The sequence below is a fragment of the Tropicimonas sp. IMCC6043 genome, from assembly GCF_004146235.1.
In the GTDB taxonomy this organism is placed as follows: Bacteria; Pseudomonadota; Alphaproteobacteria; order Rhodobacterales; family Rhodobacteraceae; genus Tropicimonas.
On record NZ_SELO01000001.1, the window covers coordinates 83,372 to 99,872 of the forward strand.

Annotated in this window: 14 protein-coding genes and 2 tRNA genes; 6 read left to right on the top strand and 10 right to left on the bottom strand. The window is 65.6% G+C overall.

The window, feature by feature from the left end; genetic code table 11:
* Nucleotides 1–54: 54 nt before the first annotated feature.
* A complete protein-coding gene (locus EU800_RS00380; RefSeq protein ID WP_129627212.1) occupies nucleotides 55–780 on the bottom strand; it encodes an invasion associated locus B family protein in 726 nt (241 codons plus the stop codon).
* A 392-nt stretch (nucleotides 781–1,172) separates the two neighbouring features.
* Between EU800_RS00380 and EU800_RS00385 the strand changes: the two genes are divergently transcribed.
* Nucleotides 1,173–2,717, top strand: coding sequence for a helicase HerA-like domain-containing protein (locus EU800_RS00385; RefSeq protein ID WP_129627215.1), 1,545 nt, complete (start codon nucleotides 1,173–1,175; stop codon nucleotides 2,715–2,717).
* A 157-nt stretch (nucleotides 2,718–2,874) separates the two neighbouring features.
* On the top strand, nucleotides 2,875–3,567 hold the full coding sequence (locus tag EU800_RS00390) for a choice-of-anchor R domain-containing protein (protein WP_129627218.1): 693 nt from the start codon (nucleotides 2,875–2,877) through the stop codon (nucleotides 3,565–3,567).
* Nucleotides 3,568–3,602: 35 nt separating this feature from the next.
* On the opposite strand, the gene EU800_RS00395 is transcribed toward EU800_RS00390, so the two are convergent.
* The 3 genes from EU800_RS00395 to EU800_RS00405 form a co-directional block, all read right to left on the bottom strand.
* Nucleotides 3,603–4,577: a BamA/TamA family outer membrane protein gene (locus EU800_RS00395; RefSeq protein WP_129627221.1), complete on the bottom strand. Its 975-nt coding sequence runs from the start codon at nucleotides 4,575–4,577 to the stop codon at nucleotides 3,603–3,605.
* Nucleotides 4,578–4,788: 211 nt separating this feature from the next.
* Nucleotides 4,789–6,090: an HlyC/CorC family transporter gene (locus EU800_RS00400; RefSeq protein ID WP_129627224.1), complete on the bottom strand. Its 1,302-nt coding sequence runs from the start codon at nucleotides 6,088–6,090 to the stop codon at nucleotides 4,789–4,791.
* 102 nt (nucleotides 6,091–6,192) lie between these two features.
* A complete protein-coding gene (locus EU800_RS00405) occupies nucleotides 6,193–6,663 on the bottom strand; it encodes a Hint domain-containing protein (protein ID WP_129627227.1) in 471 nt (156 codons plus the stop codon).
* A gap of 217 nt (nucleotides 6,664–6,880) precedes the next feature.
* Between EU800_RS00405 and EU800_RS00410 the strand changes: the two genes are divergently transcribed.
* The 3 genes from EU800_RS00410 to EU800_RS00420 all read left to right on the top strand — a co-directional run bounded on the left by EU800_RS00410 (nucleotide 6,881) and on the right by EU800_RS00420 (nucleotide 9,574).
* Nucleotides 6,881–6,965: transfer RNA gene (locus tag EU800_RS00410), tRNA-Leu, on the top strand.
* A gap of 141 nt (nucleotides 6,966–7,106) precedes the next feature.
* Nucleotides 7,107–8,438, top strand: a complete 1,332-nt coding sequence (tig, locus tag EU800_RS00415; protein WP_129627229.1) for a trigger factor — start codon at nucleotides 7,107–7,109, stop codon at nucleotides 8,436–8,438.
* 212 nt (nucleotides 8,439–8,650) lie between these two features.
* Nucleotides 8,651–9,574, top strand: a complete 924-nt coding sequence (locus EU800_RS00420; RefSeq protein WP_129627232.1) for a PfkB family carbohydrate kinase — start codon at nucleotides 8,651–8,653, stop codon at nucleotides 9,572–9,574.
* Nucleotides 9,575–9,691: 117 nt separating this feature from the next.
* Here the strand turns inward: EU800_RS00420 and EU800_RS00425 are convergent.
* A tRNA-His gene (locus EU800_RS00425) sits at nucleotides 9,692–9,768 on the bottom strand.
* 130 nt (nucleotides 9,769–9,898) lie between these two features.
* Here EU800_RS00425 and EU800_RS00430 point away from each other — a divergent pair.
* On the top strand, nucleotides 9,899–10,099 hold the full coding sequence (locus tag EU800_RS00430) for a DUF6324 family protein (protein ID WP_129627235.1): 201 nt from the start codon (nucleotides 9,899–9,901) through the stop codon (nucleotides 10,097–10,099).
* 14 nt (nucleotides 10,100–10,113) lie between these two features.
* Here the strand turns inward: EU800_RS00430 and EU800_RS00435 are convergent, their stop codons facing one another.
* From EU800_RS00435 to EU800_RS00455, 5 genes are all read right to left on the bottom strand, one after another.
* Nucleotides 10,114–10,590 (bottom strand): MmcB family DNA repair protein, encoded by a 477-nt coding sequence (locus EU800_RS00435; RefSeq protein WP_129627238.1) that lies wholly within the window; start codon nucleotides 10,588–10,590, stop codon nucleotides 10,114–10,116.
* Between the two features lie 383 nt (nucleotides 10,591–10,973).
* Nucleotides 10,974–11,294, bottom strand: coding sequence for a hypothetical protein (locus EU800_RS00440; protein ID WP_129627241.1), 321 nt, complete (start codon nucleotides 11,292–11,294; stop codon nucleotides 10,974–10,976).
* Between the two features lie 179 nt (nucleotides 11,295–11,473).
* The gene (locus EU800_RS00445) at nucleotides 11,474–12,991 is read right to left on the bottom strand and encodes an acetyl-CoA hydrolase/transferase family protein (RefSeq protein ID WP_207209819.1); all 1,518 of its coding nucleotides are present in this window, start codon (nucleotides 12,989–12,991) and stop codon (nucleotides 11,474–11,476) included.
* Between the two features lie 472 nt (nucleotides 12,992–13,463).
* Nucleotides 13,464–15,416, bottom strand: a complete 1,953-nt coding sequence (locus tag EU800_RS00450) for a tetratricopeptide repeat protein (RefSeq protein WP_129627244.1) — start codon at nucleotides 15,414–15,416, stop codon at nucleotides 13,464–13,466.
* Between the two features lie 161 nt (nucleotides 15,417–15,577).
* On the bottom strand, nucleotides 15,578–16,501 hold the full coding sequence (locus tag EU800_RS00455) for a U32 family peptidase (protein WP_242500335.1): 924 nt from the start codon (nucleotides 16,499–16,501) through the stop codon (nucleotides 15,578–15,580).

The window sequence follows — 16,501 nt, forward strand, 5'->3', positions numbered from 1 at the left end:
ACGCCGCCCGGATGGGGCGGCGTCTTCATTTGGTCGCCGGAGCTTCGAACTGGCTCAGTTGCCGCCCGATTGCGCCGGCTGTTGCTGTTGCTGCTGCTGTTGTTGCGCCTGCGCCTTTCGGATGGCTTCGGTGCTGGCCGCGCTCAGCTCCGTGAGCCGGTTGTATCCGGCCGTGAATCCGGCGAGGGACATCGACAGTTGCACCTGCTGGCCGGGCGCCCGAAGTGGCACGATGATCGCCTCGGCCTTGTTGCCGCGCTTGAAGGCTTCGACCGCATCCGGCGCGAAGGGCACCTGGGCGACGCAGAACTGGGGCGTGCAATAGTTGAACATGTGTTTGCTCTTGCGGCCGCCGTCGACCGAGAGGGTGAGCTGCTCGGAGAGCAACGTCTCAAGCGGCGTGTAGAAGGTCGCCACCGCCGGCGCCGGGCCGCCTTCGGGCAGCGCGACCAGTTCGGTGCGCACCGCCGGGTTGCCCTGATCAAGCAGCATCTGCACCATGCGGCAGGGATCGGCCTCAAGCGTCGTGCGGATGCACTCGATCTGCCAGTCGCCGGTAACCTCGGCCACGTAAGGCTGGCCGAGGGCCTCTCCCGCCTCGGTGGTCGCGTCGCCTGCGGCTGGCGCTTCTGCGGCTTCTGCGGGAGCGGCGGCCTCGGCAGGCTGGGCCGCATCCTCGGCCGGCGCTTCCGGGGCGGCTTCCTGCGCCAGGGCGGGAAGGGCGGCCAACAGGGTTGCGGCGGCGATGGATGTCAGGCGGGGGGTCGATGGAATGCTCATTTCCGGGTGTCGCCTCTTTGCTCGATGTTTCCGTGCAGGCGCTCTATCACGCCTTCGGGTCGGTGTCAGCGTCCAATGGCGGGCCTTCGCGGACATGTCGAACACATCCCGGAGAGCAGGAGGGGTCGAACAAAAAGGGCCCGATTGGACCCTTTTTGCGGGGTTTTCCCCGCGACGCTTGTGCGTCTTGATCTGTTCTCCCTGTCGGACGGGCCGACTTGACGAGCCTGACGCTAGGGCGAAGTATCCGATCCGTCAACAGGCAATGTTGCGGCGGTCAAGATTTTGAACAGTCTCGGAAAAGACCGGCAGTTCGGGGCCGCGGGAGCGGACTGGCGGTTTTCCGGCGAGCCTGTATCCTCGGCCGGCAAACCGGAACTCGGAGGGTGGCGATGGATCGGGTCTTTGTGGGCGGCGGCGGCGAGGAATATGGCACGCCGCAGGAACTCCTGCTGAAATATGCCAATCGCCACGGGCTGATCGCCGGGGCGACCGGGACGGGCAAGACGGTGACGCTCCAGATCCTCGCCGAGAGCTTCTCGGCCGCCGGCGTTCCGGTGTTTCTCTCGGACGTGAAAGGCGACCTGAGCGGGTTGGCTGCGGCGGGCTCGGCCGAGGCGCCGCTTCACGGGCCGTTCATGGACCGTGCGGGCAAGATCGGGCTCGATCTCGCCTATTCGGCCTGTCCGGTCACCTTCTGGGACCTCTTTGGCGAGCAGGGCCATCCGGTACGCACCACGGTGGAGGAGATGGGGCCGCTGCTACTGGCGCGACTGCTGGAGCTTACCGAGGCGCAGGAGGGTATCCTCAACATCGCCTTCCGGGTCTCCGACGAACAGGGGCTGCCACTCCTGGACCTCGCGGACCTCCGGGCGCTGCTCGTCTGGGTAGGAGAGAACCGTGCAGAGCTCTCGCTTCACTACGGCAATGTCTCCTCGGCGTCGGTCGGCGCGATCCAGCGCCAGTTGCTGACTCTGGAGAACCAGGGCGGCGCGCTGCTCTTCGGCGAGCCTGCGCTGGAGCTTTCCGACCTTTTCCTGACCGATGCTGCGGGGTGCGGCCGCGTCAACATCCTTGCCTCCGACCGGCTCATGGCGAGCCCGCGGGTCTATGCGACCTTCCTGCTGTGGCTCCTGAGCGAGCTCTTCGAGACGCTTCCTGAAGTGGGCGATCCGGAGAAGCCGATCCTTGTCTTCTTCTTCGACGAGGCGCATCTGCTGTTCGAGGACGCGCCCAAGGCGCTTGTCGACAAGGTCGAACAGGTCGCGCGTCTGATCCGTTCCAAGGGTGTCGGTGTCTATTTCGTCACTCAGAACCCGGCTGACGTGCCCGAGGATATTCTTGGCCAGCTTGGCAACCGGGTGCAGCATGCGTTGCGCGCCTTCACCGCGAAGGACCGGCGGGCGCTGAAACAGGCGGCGGAGACCTATCGCGACAACCCGCGCTTCTCGATCGAGGAGGCGATCCGCGAGGTCGGCACGGGCGAGGCGGTGACCTCGTTCCTGGAGCGCAAGGGGGCGCCGGGCATGGCCGAGCGAACGCTGATCCGCCCGCCCGCCTCGCAGCTCGGACCGCTCGATCCGGCGGCGCGGGCGGCTGTGGTGGCAAACTCGCCTCTGACAGGGAAATACGACCAGGTGCTCGACAGGGAGAGCGCGCGGGAGATGCTCGCGGCGCGGGCCGCCGAGGCAGCTAAGGCTGCCGAACGCGCCGAGGCGGAGGAAGAGGCGGTGCCCGCGGAGGAGCGCGAGTTCCGCGCCGGACGGCGCTATTCGGGCAACCGGGTCGGCCCGTCGACGTCCAAACCGCCGCGCCGTGCCTCGCGCTCCGATTCGGTGGGCGAGGCCTTTGCCAAGAGTTTCGCGCGGCAATTGGGAACGCAGTCGGGCAGGGCGATCGTGCGAGGCGTTCTCGGCGGTTTGTTCAAGGGGCGCTGACAGTCTCTCCGGTGCCGCGCTATTGTCCGTGAATTCGCCGCGTACGCCAAATCTCTGTTAACCATTTCCTTCGTCTTGCCGCATTCCGTGGCTAGCCGATGAGGTCACTGCTCATGGCATGTGGGTGGTTATTGGAATCAACAAGCTGGGATTGACCGTGTTTCATCATTTCAAACCTTTTTCAGTGGCGCTGGTCTTTGCTGTTCTCTCATTCGCCGGTGCGACCGGCGCAGGCGCGACGACGCTCCTGACGAACCTGACCAGCCAGGTGGATGGCAGCTATGGCGGTTATCCGGATTCCGCCGATGATTTCCTGACCGGGGCGGTCGGCCTGACCATCGAAAGCATCGATGTCTATTGGGAACTCGGGCGTGGCGGGATCAACCGCGTCGGCATCTTTGCCGATGACGGTGGCCATCCGGGCCTGACCCAGGTCGGCGGCTGGTTCACCAGCGCCGAGACGACGACAAGCGGCGCGACCATCAACTACGAAGGCTATGCCAAGCTCCTGGCCAATACCGTCTACTGGATGGCGGTCGAAATCTCCGACCGGTCCCGGATCGGATACAGCTTCAACCAGGTCGTGACCTCGCATGCCAGCACGCTCGGGGCCGACATCAACGGCAAATTCCCCGCCTCGGCCTGGGGTGACATCGCTCTCGGCGGCTGGTACGACGATCCCGCCAACCTCCTCTACGCGCTCAACGGAATAGCAGACCCGGCGCCGGTTCAGCCGGGGAATATGGTCGATGGCGCCGCCGCGCTGGAGCCGGTTCCGCTGCCAGCGGGTCTGCCGCTCCTGCTCGCGGCCTTCGGCGTTGTCGGCATCGCACGCGCTCGTCGCCGCTGACGCAGGTCGCGCGACCAGAAGAGGCACGCGCCAGCTCAGAACGCCTGGCCGACGCGGACATAGGTCGTTCTTTCGCTGTCCGCGTTGAGGGCGGCATCCACCGCGAAATCGAGCGGGAATTTTTTCGAGATTCGGAAGCGCAGTCCGAGGCCGCCAGCATAGAGCCGGGGACCGTCCCTGAGCGCAAAAAACTCCGGAGCGACTGTTCCCACTCCGGCAAACGCGGCCGCCCCCCAACGATCTCCGAACCGGAATCGCACCGCGCCCTGGGCTGAGCCGAGCGCGTGGCCGAGATACTCGCCGACCGGGTAGCCCCGGAAGCCATCCGTGCCGCCGATGATGCAGAGGTTGTAGAACGGTGCGCCGTCGGTGACGCTGCATCCGGTGAGCTTGCCCGCCAGCACCACCCGGTCGCGCAGCGGCGCGTAGCCGGTGCCGATCATGACGTTCTTCCAGAACGTGGTGTGAAAGCCTTCGAGCCCCTTGCCGTACTGCCCGGTATAGGTGAGGTCGATGCCACGGGTGGGATAGATGCTGTCGTCCACGGTGTCGAATTTCAGCACCGGCCCGAAGGTCGCCTGGCGGATCTGGATGCCCAGGTCGGGCGGCACGGGGTCGAGCAGTTCCTGCACTTTCGGGCTGGTGACCCGGGTGTCGAGGTAGGTGCCATCGATGCCGAAGGAGAGCGTGTCGGTGAGCCCGTAGGTAAGGTTAATGCGCGCGAAGGCGCCGTCCTGTTCGATCGGAACCGGGCCGGTTCGGTCCGCATTGAAGCCGTAAAGGTCGTAGAAGACCTGGGCCGCGCCGCCCATCACCTGGATGTTCCAGCGATTGTCAGCGAAATGCAGGCTGGCGCCGGCGCCCGCCGCGCGGCTTCCATTGTTCGTCCGCATCGCGGCGGCCCCGAAAAAGGACGTATCGGAGCCCTCGTCTGCCTTGAACAGATAACCGGCGCCGAGAATCAGGCCCGAACCGATGGTCGGATTGCTGAGCGGGATCGGTGCCACCACGAAGGAGCCGCGGCGAAAGCCGAGACGGGACTCCGCAAGGTGCTCCGGCTTCTTCGTTATCGTGTCCAGAGACGACGTCTGCGCGGTCGCGATGGCCGGGAAGAGGGCGACGGCACGGGGGCAGTCCCTTTGTGAGACCCAACTCGGCGAGTCGGGTGCAGGATAGCGGCCTGCCGGCGGCGCGTCATCCGCTGTCCGCGACCTGCACGACCTAGAGCGGGCGGATCTTCAGGCGGGTCAGGCGGTTCTGGTCGCGTGCCACCACTTCGAAGCGGAATCCGTGGAACGAGAAGACCTGGCCCTGGGTCGGGATGGTCTGCGCCTCGTGGATCACGAGGCCAGCGATCGTGTTGGCCTCCTCGTCGGGAAGCGACCAATCGGTGGCGCGGTTCAGGTCGCGGATCGTCATCGCCCCATCGACGAGGTAGTCGCCGGTCTCGGTCGGCTTGAGCGGGTGCGCCTCGTTGGTGTCGAACTCGTCGGTGATCTCGCCGACGATCTCCTCGAGGATGTCCTCGAGCGTGATCAACCCCTCGAGCGCGCCATATTCGTCCACAACCAGCGCGAAATGCGTGTGCCGGCGCAGGAATTCGCGCATCTGATCGTCGAGGGTCGTCGTCTCGGGAACGAAATAGGGCTCCTTGGCAACATGCATCACCTTGAAATCCGCCAGCGCGCCAGAGCCGGCCTCGGCGCCGCGCATCAGCCGGTCCATCTCGCGCAGCACGTCCTTGGCATGCACCACGCCGACGATGTTCTCCGGCTCGCCCTGGAAGACCGGCAGGCGTGTATAGGCCGATGCAAGCACCTGGGTCACGATGGCCTCGGGGTCGTCATTGGCGTCGATCATCTCGATCTGGCTGCGGTGCAGCATGATCTCTTCGACCGCGCGTTCGCCGAGGTCGAGCGCGCCGAGCAGTCGGTCTCGGTCCTCCTTCTCGACCACGCCCTCCGAGTGACCGATCTGCAGCGCGCCGACGATCTCCTCGCGCACCGAGAGCATGGAATCGGGGTCGATCTTCATGCCGAAGAGGCGCAGGACGAAGCGGACGATGACCCGAACGACGGCCACCGCCGGAGAGAGCACGGCGATCACCGGGCCGATCAGCGGCGCCGATCGGGCCGCGGCAGCCTCGGGGTCGTTGATCGAATAGGTCTTGGGCAGGACCTCGGAGAAGATCAGCACCAGCAGTGTCATGACCAGCGTGGCCAGCGCTACGCCGCTGTCGCCGAAGGCGCGCGTGAAGAGCGCGGTCGCCAGCGAGGTCGCGAGGATGTTGACGAGGTTGTTGCCAAGCAGGATGCCGCCGATCAGCCGCTCATTGTCTTCCTTGAGCGCGAGCGCGCCCTCCGCGCCATGGTTGCCGCGGTCGGCCATCGACCGGAGCTTGCCGCGCGAGGCGGCGGTGAGCGCGGTCTCGGAACCGGAAAAGAAGCCGGAGAGGACCAGCAGGATCAATATCCCGGCGGCGGTGATCCAGAAGGCTGGGTCGGAATTGGCGGCGCTGTCCATTGGGTCGCTCGTCTCGAAGATTGCACGGGTCTTATGGGCCCGGACAGGCGTGCTCGCAAGCCGACAGCGCTGCGCAGAGCCCCGAAATCGGGTGCAGCCCGGTCAGGCCGCGCCGCCGATTTCCAGTTCGAGCCCGCCGGCATGGATGATCTCGCGCGTGCCGAAGCCGAGCTTGACCAGCTGCACCGGCGCCTCGGGGAGGTGCCACGTCACCCGATCGTTGTCGATGAGGTCGCGCACCTCGCAGACGGCGTCCCGGGCGACCCCGGAGACGAAACGCAGGTGGATCCGCTGGCCGGGCGGCAGCAGCATGAAGTCCTCGGGGCGGGCGCGGCCGAGCGTGCCGGGCGCGATCCGGACCATTCTTTCGGCATAGCTTTCGAAGCGAACGTCGAGGACCTGAACCGGCCCGCGCCCGCGTCGGATCACCTGGTCGCCCGGGGCAATCAGCATTGCCGGGATCGGGCCGTTCTCGGTGTAAAGACAGGTGGTGCCGACAAGGCCGGTGTCGGGGGCGGAGTCGACGAGAATCGGTCGCCGCCTCAGCGCGGTGCCGACAAAGGGAATGTGCATCTGGCTGCTCGTGCCTTTTCTTGATCTTTCCCCGCAGATTAGCGCGGCGGCGGCGGTCTGCCGAGAGATATCCACAGGTTTTTCCACAGAAGCCGGAACCGTTGCATATCTGTGGTTTTTGCTCTCGCATCCGGCGGCCCCGCTTGCTAGAAGGGCGCGAATTGAAATCGGGCGGCTGCGGCGCTGGACTGGCTCCGCGGTCGTCTTCAGTTTGAAGGCGGATGTGGCGGAACTGGTAGACGCACCAGATTTAGGTTCTGGCGCCGCAAGGCGTGGGGGTTCGAGTCCCTTCATCCGCACCAACGACGTTTCGAGGGAGACGTCCGCAGCGTCCGGGCCGAAGAGCCCGGCGGCGGTCGCTCCGGAGCAACGCCGGGAGCCTTCCGCGGCTGCGCAACTTGCGCCGCGGTCAACAGAACGATGAGGAAGGAAAGAGTCCAGCCATGCAGGTCACCGAGACCCTGAAAGACGGCTTGAAGCGCGGATACCAGATCACGATCACCGCGGGCGAACTGGATGCCAAGGTGAACGAGAAACTGGCCGAGGCGCAGCCCGGGATCGAGATGAAGGGCTTCCGCAAGGGCAAGGTGCCGATGGCGCTCCTGAAGAAGCAGTTCGGAACGCGCCTTCTGGGCGAGGCGATGCAGGAAGCCGTCGACGGCGCGATGTCGAACCATCTCGAGGAGACCGGTGACCGGCCGGCCCTGCAGCCCGACATCAAGATGGAAGGCGAGAACTGGAAGGAAGGCGACGATGTCGTCGTTTCCATGTCTTACGAGACGCTGCCCGAGATCGAACAGCCGGAGCTGAAGGACATCACCATCGAGAAGATGGTCGTGAAGGCCGATGACGCGGCGGTGGACGAGGCGCTGACCGGGCTCGCCGAGCAGGCAAAGAACTTCAAGCCGCGCCGCAAGGGATCCAAGGCCAAGGACGGCGACCAGGTCGTTCTCGATTTTGTCGGCCGGGTCGACGGCGAGGCCTTCGAAGGCGGGGCGGCGGAGGATTTCCCGCTGGAGCTCGGCTCGGGCCAGTTCATCCCCGGTTTCGAGGAGCAACTCGTCGGCGTGAAGGTCGACGATGAGGCCGTTGTCACCGTGACCTTCCCCGAGCAGTACCAGGCCGAGAACCTGGCCGGCAAGGAAGCCGAGTTCACCTGCACGATCAAGGAGATCAAGGCGCCGGCACCGGCAGAGCTCGATGACGAGCTCGCCAAGCAGTTCGGAGCCGAGAGCCTCGACGGGCTGAAGGGCCAGATCCGCGAGCGGCTGGAGGCCGAATACGCCTCCGCAGCGCGTGCGGTGATGAAGCGCAGCCTTCTCGACAAGCTCGATGCGGCCGTGTCCTTCGACCTGCCGCCGACGCTGGTCGATGCCGAGGCCAACCAGATCGCGCACCAGCTCTGGCACGAGGACAACCCCGACGTGCACGACCACAACCATGAGAAGGTCGAGCCGACCGAGGAACATCGGCGGTTGGCCGAACGCCGCGTGAAGCTCGGGCTCCTGCTGGCGGAGCTTGGCCAGAAGAACGAGATCCAGGTCACGGATGCCGAGATGACCCAGGCGATTCTGAACCAGGCCCGGCAATATCCCGGCAAGGAGCGCGAGTTCTTCGAATTCGTGCAGCAGAACCAGCAGGTTCAGCAGCAGATCCGGGCGCCGCTCTTCGAGGACAAGGTCGTCGACTACATCTTCGAACTGGCCGACGTGACCGAGGTCGAGGGCGACAAGGACAAGCTGAAGGCCGCAGTCGAGGCGCTCGACGAAGAGTGATCCCGCGCTGATCCGATGCAAAAGGCCGCTCTTTCGGAGCGGCCTTTTTTCATGCGCGGTGAGAATAATCGCGCAATCTTCGGCGCATCGGGTCCGTTCCTGATGCCCGCCGGCCAGCGGTCCCGATGGCCGATGGTTTGACGCCGAAGGGAAATCCCGACTACAGCTTTTCCGCCCGGTCTGAACCATGCACAACGGAAGGCTGAGATCCCATGACCCCGTCCTGTGAAGATGTCCTGTTCGTCGGAGCGCTGACTCTCGATTCGCTCTACCGGGTCGATGACTTCTCACGCGGGCCGGGCAAATACATCGCTCGCGAAAAGCTGGACACCGCCTCCGGCATGGCCTCGAACGCGGCGACGGCGGCGGCCCGGCTCGGCGGACGCCCGGCCCTTTGGGCCAGCGTCGGCGACGACGCGGCGGCCCCGGCCCTGATCGGCGAGATCGTGGCCGAAGGGGTGGATTGCCGCCATGTCCGCCGTGTGTCGGGCGGCCGGAGCGCGACCGCGACGATCGTGGTGGATGCGACGGGGGAACGCTGGGTGCTGGTGGATTACGATCCCCGAACGCAGGCCGTCCCCTCAGCCGACGAGTTGCCTCCGGTGCACTTCTACGCTGCCGTGATGGCAGATGTGCGCTGGCCCGGCGCCGCGAAGATGGCGCTCGAGGCCGCGCGACATGTTGGCCGACCCGCGATCCTTGACGCGGATGTGGCACCGGAAGACGTGCTGACCCTGCTTGCTGCAAGCGCAACGCACATCGTCGCCTCGGCCCCGGCCGCCGAGATCCTGACGGGCGAAACTTCGCCCGGCGCCGCCGCACGGCGGCTCTGCGCGCGCCATGGCTGTTTCGCCTGCGTCACCGATGGCGGCGCGGGCGCGTTCTGGACTGGACCGGACACTGGCGAAATCCGTCACGTCGTTCCTCCGCGCGTCGAGGTCGTGGACACCAACGGGGCAGGCGACGTGTTCCACGGTGCCTTTGCCCAGGCGCTCGCCGAGGGTCGATCGCCGGAAACGGCGCTGCGCTTCGCGAGCGCGGCGGCGGCGTTGAAATGCACCGTGGTCGGCGGCCGCCTCGGCGCGCCGAACCGCCAGAGAACGCTGGAGTTGATGAAGGCAAGCTACGGCGAATGAAGTTGAAACGACACAGCGCTCGAAACTGTCCGGGTCACTTCCCGGTGCCGTGCAGACATGCTTTGCCGACAGGGAGCGGTCCCAACGACCCGATCTTGAATATCTCATTGATTCTGATGGTACCGCCTCCCTGGCTTGAACAGGGGACCTCTGGATCCACAATCCAGCGCTCTAACCAACTGAGCTAAGGCGGCACAGGGCGGTGATTTAGCCCGAGGCGCGATCGTGTGCAAGGGCAAAGCGGACGGTTTGGGACGCTTCCTTCCGCTCCCTTGCCCAGGACCGCGCCCCGGTATAGCGAAGAGCGCGACACAGGAGGGTCCGATGGGGATCGACAGGGAAAGCGATATTTCGGCCAATCTGCAGATCGGCCCGACCACGCTCGGCATGGTGCGCATCTATATCGAGGCGGAAGGCGTGGACCTGCCGCTCGATTTCGAGCCCGACGAAGCGGAGGAGATTGCCGAGGAACTGCGCGCGGCGGCGAATCTGGCGCGAAAATCGGGCAAGGGACGCAAGGGGTAGCGACGGCCGGCGCCTCAGCGCTCCTCTCCGAGCAGGCCGCTCACGCCGGGGTCGCGGAAGGCGTGCAGCCGGCGCGCGGCGTGGCGGGCGAAGGTCTGGGTGATGACCTTGCGGCGGGCGCCGGCGAGCTTGTGTTCGGGTGCCATGCGCAGGATCTCGGCGTCATAGGCATCGGCAATGACGAGGCCCGTTTCGGGTGGCAGCAACTCCGTGGGGAAATCGCCATCGACGGCCCAGAAGAAGCGGTCGCACCAGTCGAGATAGCCCTGCCACTTGCGGTCGGAGATGAAATCGGTGCGGCTCGACTTGCATTCCACGACCCAGATCTCGCCCTTTGGCCCGAGTGCCATGACATCGACCCGGAGGCCGGGGCAGGGCACCAGCTCCTCGACCGCGACGAAACCGAGGCTGGCGAGGTGGCGGCAGGTGCCGCGGGCCAGGAGCTGGCCGGGCATGAGCGCGCCCGGCGTCGGAGAGGTCGTATCGGACATGGTGGCATTGTGAACGTTTCGAGAACATCTGGCAATCCTGAGCGGGCGCCCCGGAGCGGTGACGAAGATTTCCATCATCCCTCTTGTGGAGCGCGCGGCGCGGGCCTATCTCGGGCTTGGCGGATCTGTCCTTCTCGTGCCGGGGCCAAATTCCAGTGGCCTTAAGCAATTCCGAGGGAGCTGGCTCTGTCCGGACCCTGGTTCGGTTACCTGGCGCCCACCTGTATATACAGGTCCTCGGGAATGAGATGCCCTCACGGATGCGTACGGTCCCCGCCACATAGCATCGCCCGCTGTACTCCCAATGGAGGCTCGGGCGATTCTGATTCAAGGACACGTGATCTCGATCGGCACAGGAGCCGGGGAGCAACGCGGCGATCGCCTCAGCGGTGGTCCTCGGACGTCGCAAGCGGGATGCGGCCGTCCTTTGGCACTCTCGGCGTGGCGAAGGTGATGCGTTTGCCGCGGCCGGAGTCCTCGTCGTCCGACGCCATCCGCATGATCGAAATGCCGAACTGAACGCCGGCAAAGACGATTCCGTTGAAAATGAAGAGCATCAGGACGGCGATCCAGCCACCGCTCGTATGCGTGACGAGATGCCAGAGGTTGACGACGTTCAGCGACAGCAGAAGCGCGACGAAGACGGCCGACAGGAGATATCCGATCGCGACCTGACGGATATAGAGGCGGACGAGTTTCGGCATTGCCGGGCCTTTCATCGATGTGTTGCGCATTGTCTTGCAAATTTAGCGCAGACCGTCGCCGAGGCAAAACGGTTTCTGAATATGTTGCGGCACCTCACCGGGACGTTAGACCGACCGCGTGCAACCGCCACCGGGCGCACCGGACCGGCTGATCCGGCGCGGCTGCAACCATGCGGGCGTCAGACGCGCATGGTCTTTGTCTCAAGGAACCGCTGGTGCCAGGAGAGCGCCTCGCCGGGCATCGAGGGCGTGTGCAGCCCAAGCGCGTTCTTCAGCGAACGGGCGTAGTAGTCCTCGAGCATCGGCCGGTAGTCCGGGTGGGCGCAGTTCTTCATGATCAGCTGGGCGCGCTGCTTCGGTGGCAGGCCACGCAGGTCCGCAAGCCCCTGTTCGGTGACGATGACCTGCACGTCCTGCGTGATGTGGTCGGTATGGCTTACCATCGGAACGATCGTCGAGATGTCGCCTCCCTTTGCGACCGACGGAGAGACGAAGCAGGAGAGATAGGCATTGCGGGTGAAATCGCCCGAGCCGCCGATGCCGTTCATGATCCGGCTGCCCATGACATGGGTCGAATTGATGTTGCCGTAGATGTCGGCCTCGATCATTCCGTTCATCGAGATCGTGCCAAGGCGGCGGATGACCTCCGGGTGGTTCGAGATCTCCTGCGGGCGCAGGATGATCTTGTCGTGGTAGAAGTCGAGATTCTCGCGGAAGCGCTTGGACGCCGTGTCGGAGAGGCCGAAGGCGGTCGACGAGGCACAGATCATCTTCCCGTCGTCGATCAGGTCCATCATGCCGTCCTGGATGACCTCGGTATAGGCCATCAGATCGTGGAACGGCGTGTCGCGCAGCCCGGCCAGCACCGCGTTGGCGACATTGCCCACGCCCGACTGTAGCGGCAACAGCTTGTTGGTGAGCCGGCCCTTCGCCACCTCGTGCTTGAGGAACTCCATCAGGTGGCCGGCGATGGTGAGGGAGACGTCGTCGAGCGGCGGGAAGGGGGCGTTCTTGTCCGGCTGGTTGGTCTCGATGATGCCGACGACCTTGTGCGGATCGCAGCGGAAGCAGCACTGGCCGATCCGGTCATTGGCATGGATCATCGGGATCGGCACGCGGTTGGGTGGGAGCGCAGTGCCGTAATAGATGTCGTGCATTCCGAACATCCGTTCGTCATGCCAGCTGTTGACCTCGAGGATGACCTTGTCGGCCATGTCGATCCAGGTCTTGTTGTTCCCGACCGATGTTGCCGGGACGAGCGAGCCGTCCTCGTTCACCGCGGTGACCTCGATCACGGCCACGTCGAGATTGCCGAAGAACCCCTCCCACACCATCGGCGCGACATGCGAGAGGTGAAGGTCGAAATAGTCCATCTCGGCGCGGTTGATCCGTTCGCGCTCGATCGGGTCGGAGTTGTAAGGAAGCCGGTATTTGATCGCGTCGGCCTTGGCCAGCGCGCCGTCGAGATCCGGCCCGGTGGAGGCGCCCGTCCAGAGGTTGATCTTGAACTCGTCGCCGGCGGCATGGACGGCCTCGATCCGGTCAGCCAGCGCCGGGGGCAGGGCGTTCGGATAACCCGAACCGGTGAAACCGCTCATGCCGACGGTGTCACCCGATTTGATCAGGCCGGCGGCGTCTTCGGCGGTCATGATTTTCGAACGGAGTTGCGCGTTTTTGATACGATCGTGCGTGGCCACGACTTGTCTCTCCTTGTTTTTCGCCCGCCCTGCGGCGGTTCCGGCGTCTGTCGGATCGCTTGAGCACAAGGTGCTCCCGGCGACACCGCAAAACCACCGCTTCCCGCTTCGCCGCGAGTGGGCCAAATGCGGGCGGTATGGCAGTGAAATAGGCGCAAATCCGAAGCGCGATCAATGCGACCAGTCAGCGTGATCCCATTGTGTGTTCGCTGCGCCGCAACAAGTCATTTATCGTATTGAAATATATATAAAATAACAGAGTTGCACTGGCTGCAATCCGGGCTTTCGCGGTGTCTTGCAAGCCGCGTAGAGTTCAAGTCGCCGCGCATTGCCCCGAAAACGGGATTTTATGGCCGCGGTTTAGCGGTTTTCCGGGGAACGCCCGCCGTTTTTGTCATTCTGCGACGCGGCTTGGCGAATCGGAGCGCTGAACGGCGCTTCCTGCATGCGGCGAGTTTTCGGGAGAGGGGCCCTATGGAAGGCTGCGCCGCAGCGCTTCGATCTCCGGAGCGCCGGGGTTTTGCGAGAGCGCCTCGTCGAGCGCCGCGCGCGCTTCCGCGACACGCCCGGCCGCGGCTTCGAGCCGGACGATCAGGGACCACGCCGAGACCAGTTGCGGATCGAGCGACACCGCCTCGCGGAATGCTGCGAGGGCGCCTTCCAGGTTGCGCGTGGTCAGCCCGATGCCGCCAAGCACGAGCTGGGTCTCGGGGAAATCGCTGCTGGCGGCGAGGCTGGCCTGCCATTCGCGCATTGCGCCGTCGAGTGGGGCGGCGTAGCGGTCCGGGAGGCGGGCGATCGGGGCGCCGAGCATCTCGCGGGCGGCGGCAATGCGCACCGCGCGGACGGGATCGGAGAGCAGCGGCAGCAGGCGCGGGATGCCTTCGGTGGGTGGCGCTGCGCGCTGGACGGCCGGCGCGTTGGACCGCACCATCGGGTCGGGGTCTTCGAGCAGCGGCGCGAGGCGCTCGGCATCTTCCGGCCGGGCCACGGGGGCGATCATTTCCAGCGCCGTGGCGCGGACGATGCCGGGCAGCCCCGAGAGCGCGATCTCGACGAGGTTGTCCTGCTCGGAGAGGTCGCCGTTGCGGAAGGCGGCGAAAGTGGTGGCGAAATGCGGGCCGCGATGCGGGGACTCGGGGAAGCGCGCCTCGACCTCGGCCGCCGCCCAGGCGGCGCCCTCCTCGGCATGGCAGTCGGTGCAGGCGTTCGGCGCGCCGGTTGCCACCGTCAGGTCCGGCCGCGGAATGCGGAAGGAGTGGTCGCGCCGGCCGTCGACGCCCATATAGACCCGCTCGATCATGTGGCAGGACACACATTGCGCGCCTTCTGTGTCCGGCTCATGGAAATGGTGGTCCTGGCTGTCATAATCAGCCAGGCGAAGCGTCGGGAAATCCGGGTTGCCGGCGAGCGAGTGGCAGGTCGTGCAGATGTCGTTGCCGTCATTCATGTGTTTGGCGCTGTGGACATCGTGGCAATCCGAACAGGTCACGGCTTTTTCGTACATCTTCGATTGCAGGAAGGATCCGTAGACATAGACCTCGTCGAGGATCTGCCCGTCGGCCTCGTAGAGTGGCGCGCGCAGGGTCGAGAGGCGGTAGGCGTCGTGAAACGGCGTGCCGGGCAACGGCGAGCCCTCGAGCATGATGCCGCGCCTTGCATGGCAGGAGGCGCATTGCTGGATCTCGGTCTCGGTATCGCCCTCGGCGAAGCTGATGGTCAGGCCAAAGGCGTCGAGGCCGGCGGGCGGCCAGTCCGCGGGCGGGCTGTCCCAGCCGGCCCAGTCCAGATGCGCCGAGCCCGGACCGTGGCAGGCCTCGCAGCCGACGCCGATCTCGGAATAGGTGGAACTGTAGCGCCGCGTGATGGGGTCGTAGTTCCGGCGGTAGTCGGTCGAATGGCACTCCGCGCAACGCGCGTTCCAGGTCTTGTAGGGGCCAGTCCAGTGGAAGGCGTCCGAGGCCGGAAGGTCCTGATCGGGATACATGTGGAACCACTCGTCGCGCTCGGTGTCCCAGGGAATATCGAAACTCTGGAAGCGGCCCGGTTCGGTCTCGACGAAATACTGCTGGAGCGGCGTGATGCCGATCACGCCGGCGACCGGCCAACGCGTGATCGCGCCATCGGGCCCGTCGCTCTCGATGAAGGGCTGGCCGTCTTCCGTCGTGAACCGCGTGGTGACGCCACGATGCTCAAAGGTCACGTCGTCGAAATCGCCAAGCGTGATCTCGCCGGGCGGCGTCCAGGCGAGGTCGTGATGCGAGCCTGTCCAGTCCTCCCATTCGCCCTCGTGGCAGGCGATACAGGCCTCGGTGCCGACATAGTCCGGCGGCGTCCAGGCATTGTCCTGCGCCGGGGCGGTCGTGGCCGTGGCAAGGAACAGGAGGGCGGGGAGGAGCGGCAGGGACAGGCAGGCGGCGCGCATGGGAAATCCTTCGGCGGCAATCCTCCGAGACTTGGCACGATTGCGGTGGCAGGGCCAGCCCTTCGGCGCCGCTTCCGAGCACCGGAAGAGCGGCTATCGCGGACGCTGCCGAAGCTCTCACGCAGAATGAGACCGACCCGGCCGGGAGGCGACTCCCCGGTTCAGACCAACGCCGCCGCCTTTACGGCGATGCGGCGGTGCCCGGCCTCGCCATGCCAGAAGCCGTTCGAGAAGGGCGCGGCCAGATCCATCGCGTCAAGCGCCGCGCTCGCCTCCTCTGCACCGACCCGCCCGGCGCGGAGGTCGTCGAAGATCCGCGCCACCGCGACCATGTCGACCGATTGCGGCATCAGGCGCAGGTCGGTCACGCCCATCGCCGCCATCGCCGGGATCTCGGCGACGAGGTTGACGTAGGAATGCGACAGCGTCTGGATGCCGTTCACCCTCAGGAACGCCTCCCCCTGTCGCGTGTTGAGCTCCATCCCGTCGGGATGCTCCTCGCAGACGAACTGGCAATTGTCCTTGGTCCGCCCGTAGGCACGGGCGTGGTAGCAACGGGCCGAGGTGGCAAGGCAGGCCCGTCCGAAGACCTGCACCTCGAGCCCGACGCCGAGCCGGGTGGCGGCCTCCGCCATTACCGCGACCGAAGACCCCGGAAGCTCCGGCGGCACGGTCACATGGGTCGCGCCCTTCGTGACCATCCAGGCTAGCGTTTCTTCGTTGTAGACGTTCATGTAGGGCCCGACGCGGTGCGGCTGGCCCTCGGCGAGGTGGAACAGGCCGGCGGCGTTGTTCACCTCGAATTCGAGTTCGTCCTGCATCGCCATGTCGCGGCTGGCCTTGCGCTCGCGTTTGAGCATCACCTCGGCAAGGCCGGAATGGACGACGCGCTTGCCAGCACGGGTGAGCCGCTCGGCCATCTCGGCGATCCGGTCGTCGAAGAAGGGCTGACGCTTGGAGCAGATCACCTCGCCGAGATAGACGGTGTCGACCGGTGCCTCGTCGGCGATGCGGGCATAGAAATCCTGCTTGGCGTCGGCGTTCCAGAAATACTGGATCGGGCCGAGTGTCAGTCTGGGTTGCAT

Coding starts and splice junctions, on each gene's coding strand:
- EU800_RS00380 (WP_129627212.1), bottom strand. CDS start 780: ATGAGCATTCCATCGACCCCCCGCCTGACATCCATCGCCGCCGCAACC.
- EU800_RS00385 (WP_129627215.1), top strand. CDS start 1,173: ATGGATCGGGTCTTTGTGGGCGGCGGCGGCGAGGAATATGGCACGCCG.
- EU800_RS00400 (WP_129627224.1), bottom strand. CDS start 6,090: ATGGACAGCGCCGCCAATTCCGACCCAGCCTTCTGGATCACCGCCGCC.
- EU800_RS00405 (WP_129627227.1), bottom strand. CDS start 6,663: ATGCACATTCCCTTTGTCGGCACCGCGCTGAGGCGGCGACCGATTCTC.
- tig (WP_129627229.1), top strand. CDS start 7,107: ATGCAGGTCACCGAGACCCTGAAAGACGGCTTGAAGCGCGGATACCAG.
- EU800_RS00420 (WP_129627232.1), top strand. CDS start 8,651: ATGACCCCGTCCTGTGAAGATGTCCTGTTCGTCGGAGCGCTGACTCTC.
- EU800_RS00430 (WP_129627235.1), top strand. CDS start 9,899: ATGGGGATCGACAGGGAAAGCGATATTTCGGCCAATCTGCAGATCGGC.
- EU800_RS00435 (WP_129627238.1), bottom strand. CDS start 10,590: ATGTCCGATACGACCTCTCCGACGCCGGGCGCGCTCATGCCCGGCCAG.
- EU800_RS00440 (WP_129627241.1), bottom strand. CDS start 11,294: ATGCCGAAACTCGTCCGCCTCTATATCCGTCAGGTCGCGATCGGATAT.
- EU800_RS00450 (WP_129627244.1), bottom strand. CDS start 15,416: ATGCGCGCCGCCTGCCTGTCCCTGCCGCTCCTCCCCGCCCTCCTGTTC.
- EU800_RS00455 (WP_242500335.1), bottom strand. CDS start 16,501: ATGCAACCCAGACTGACACTCGGCCCGATCCAGTATTTCTGGAACGCC.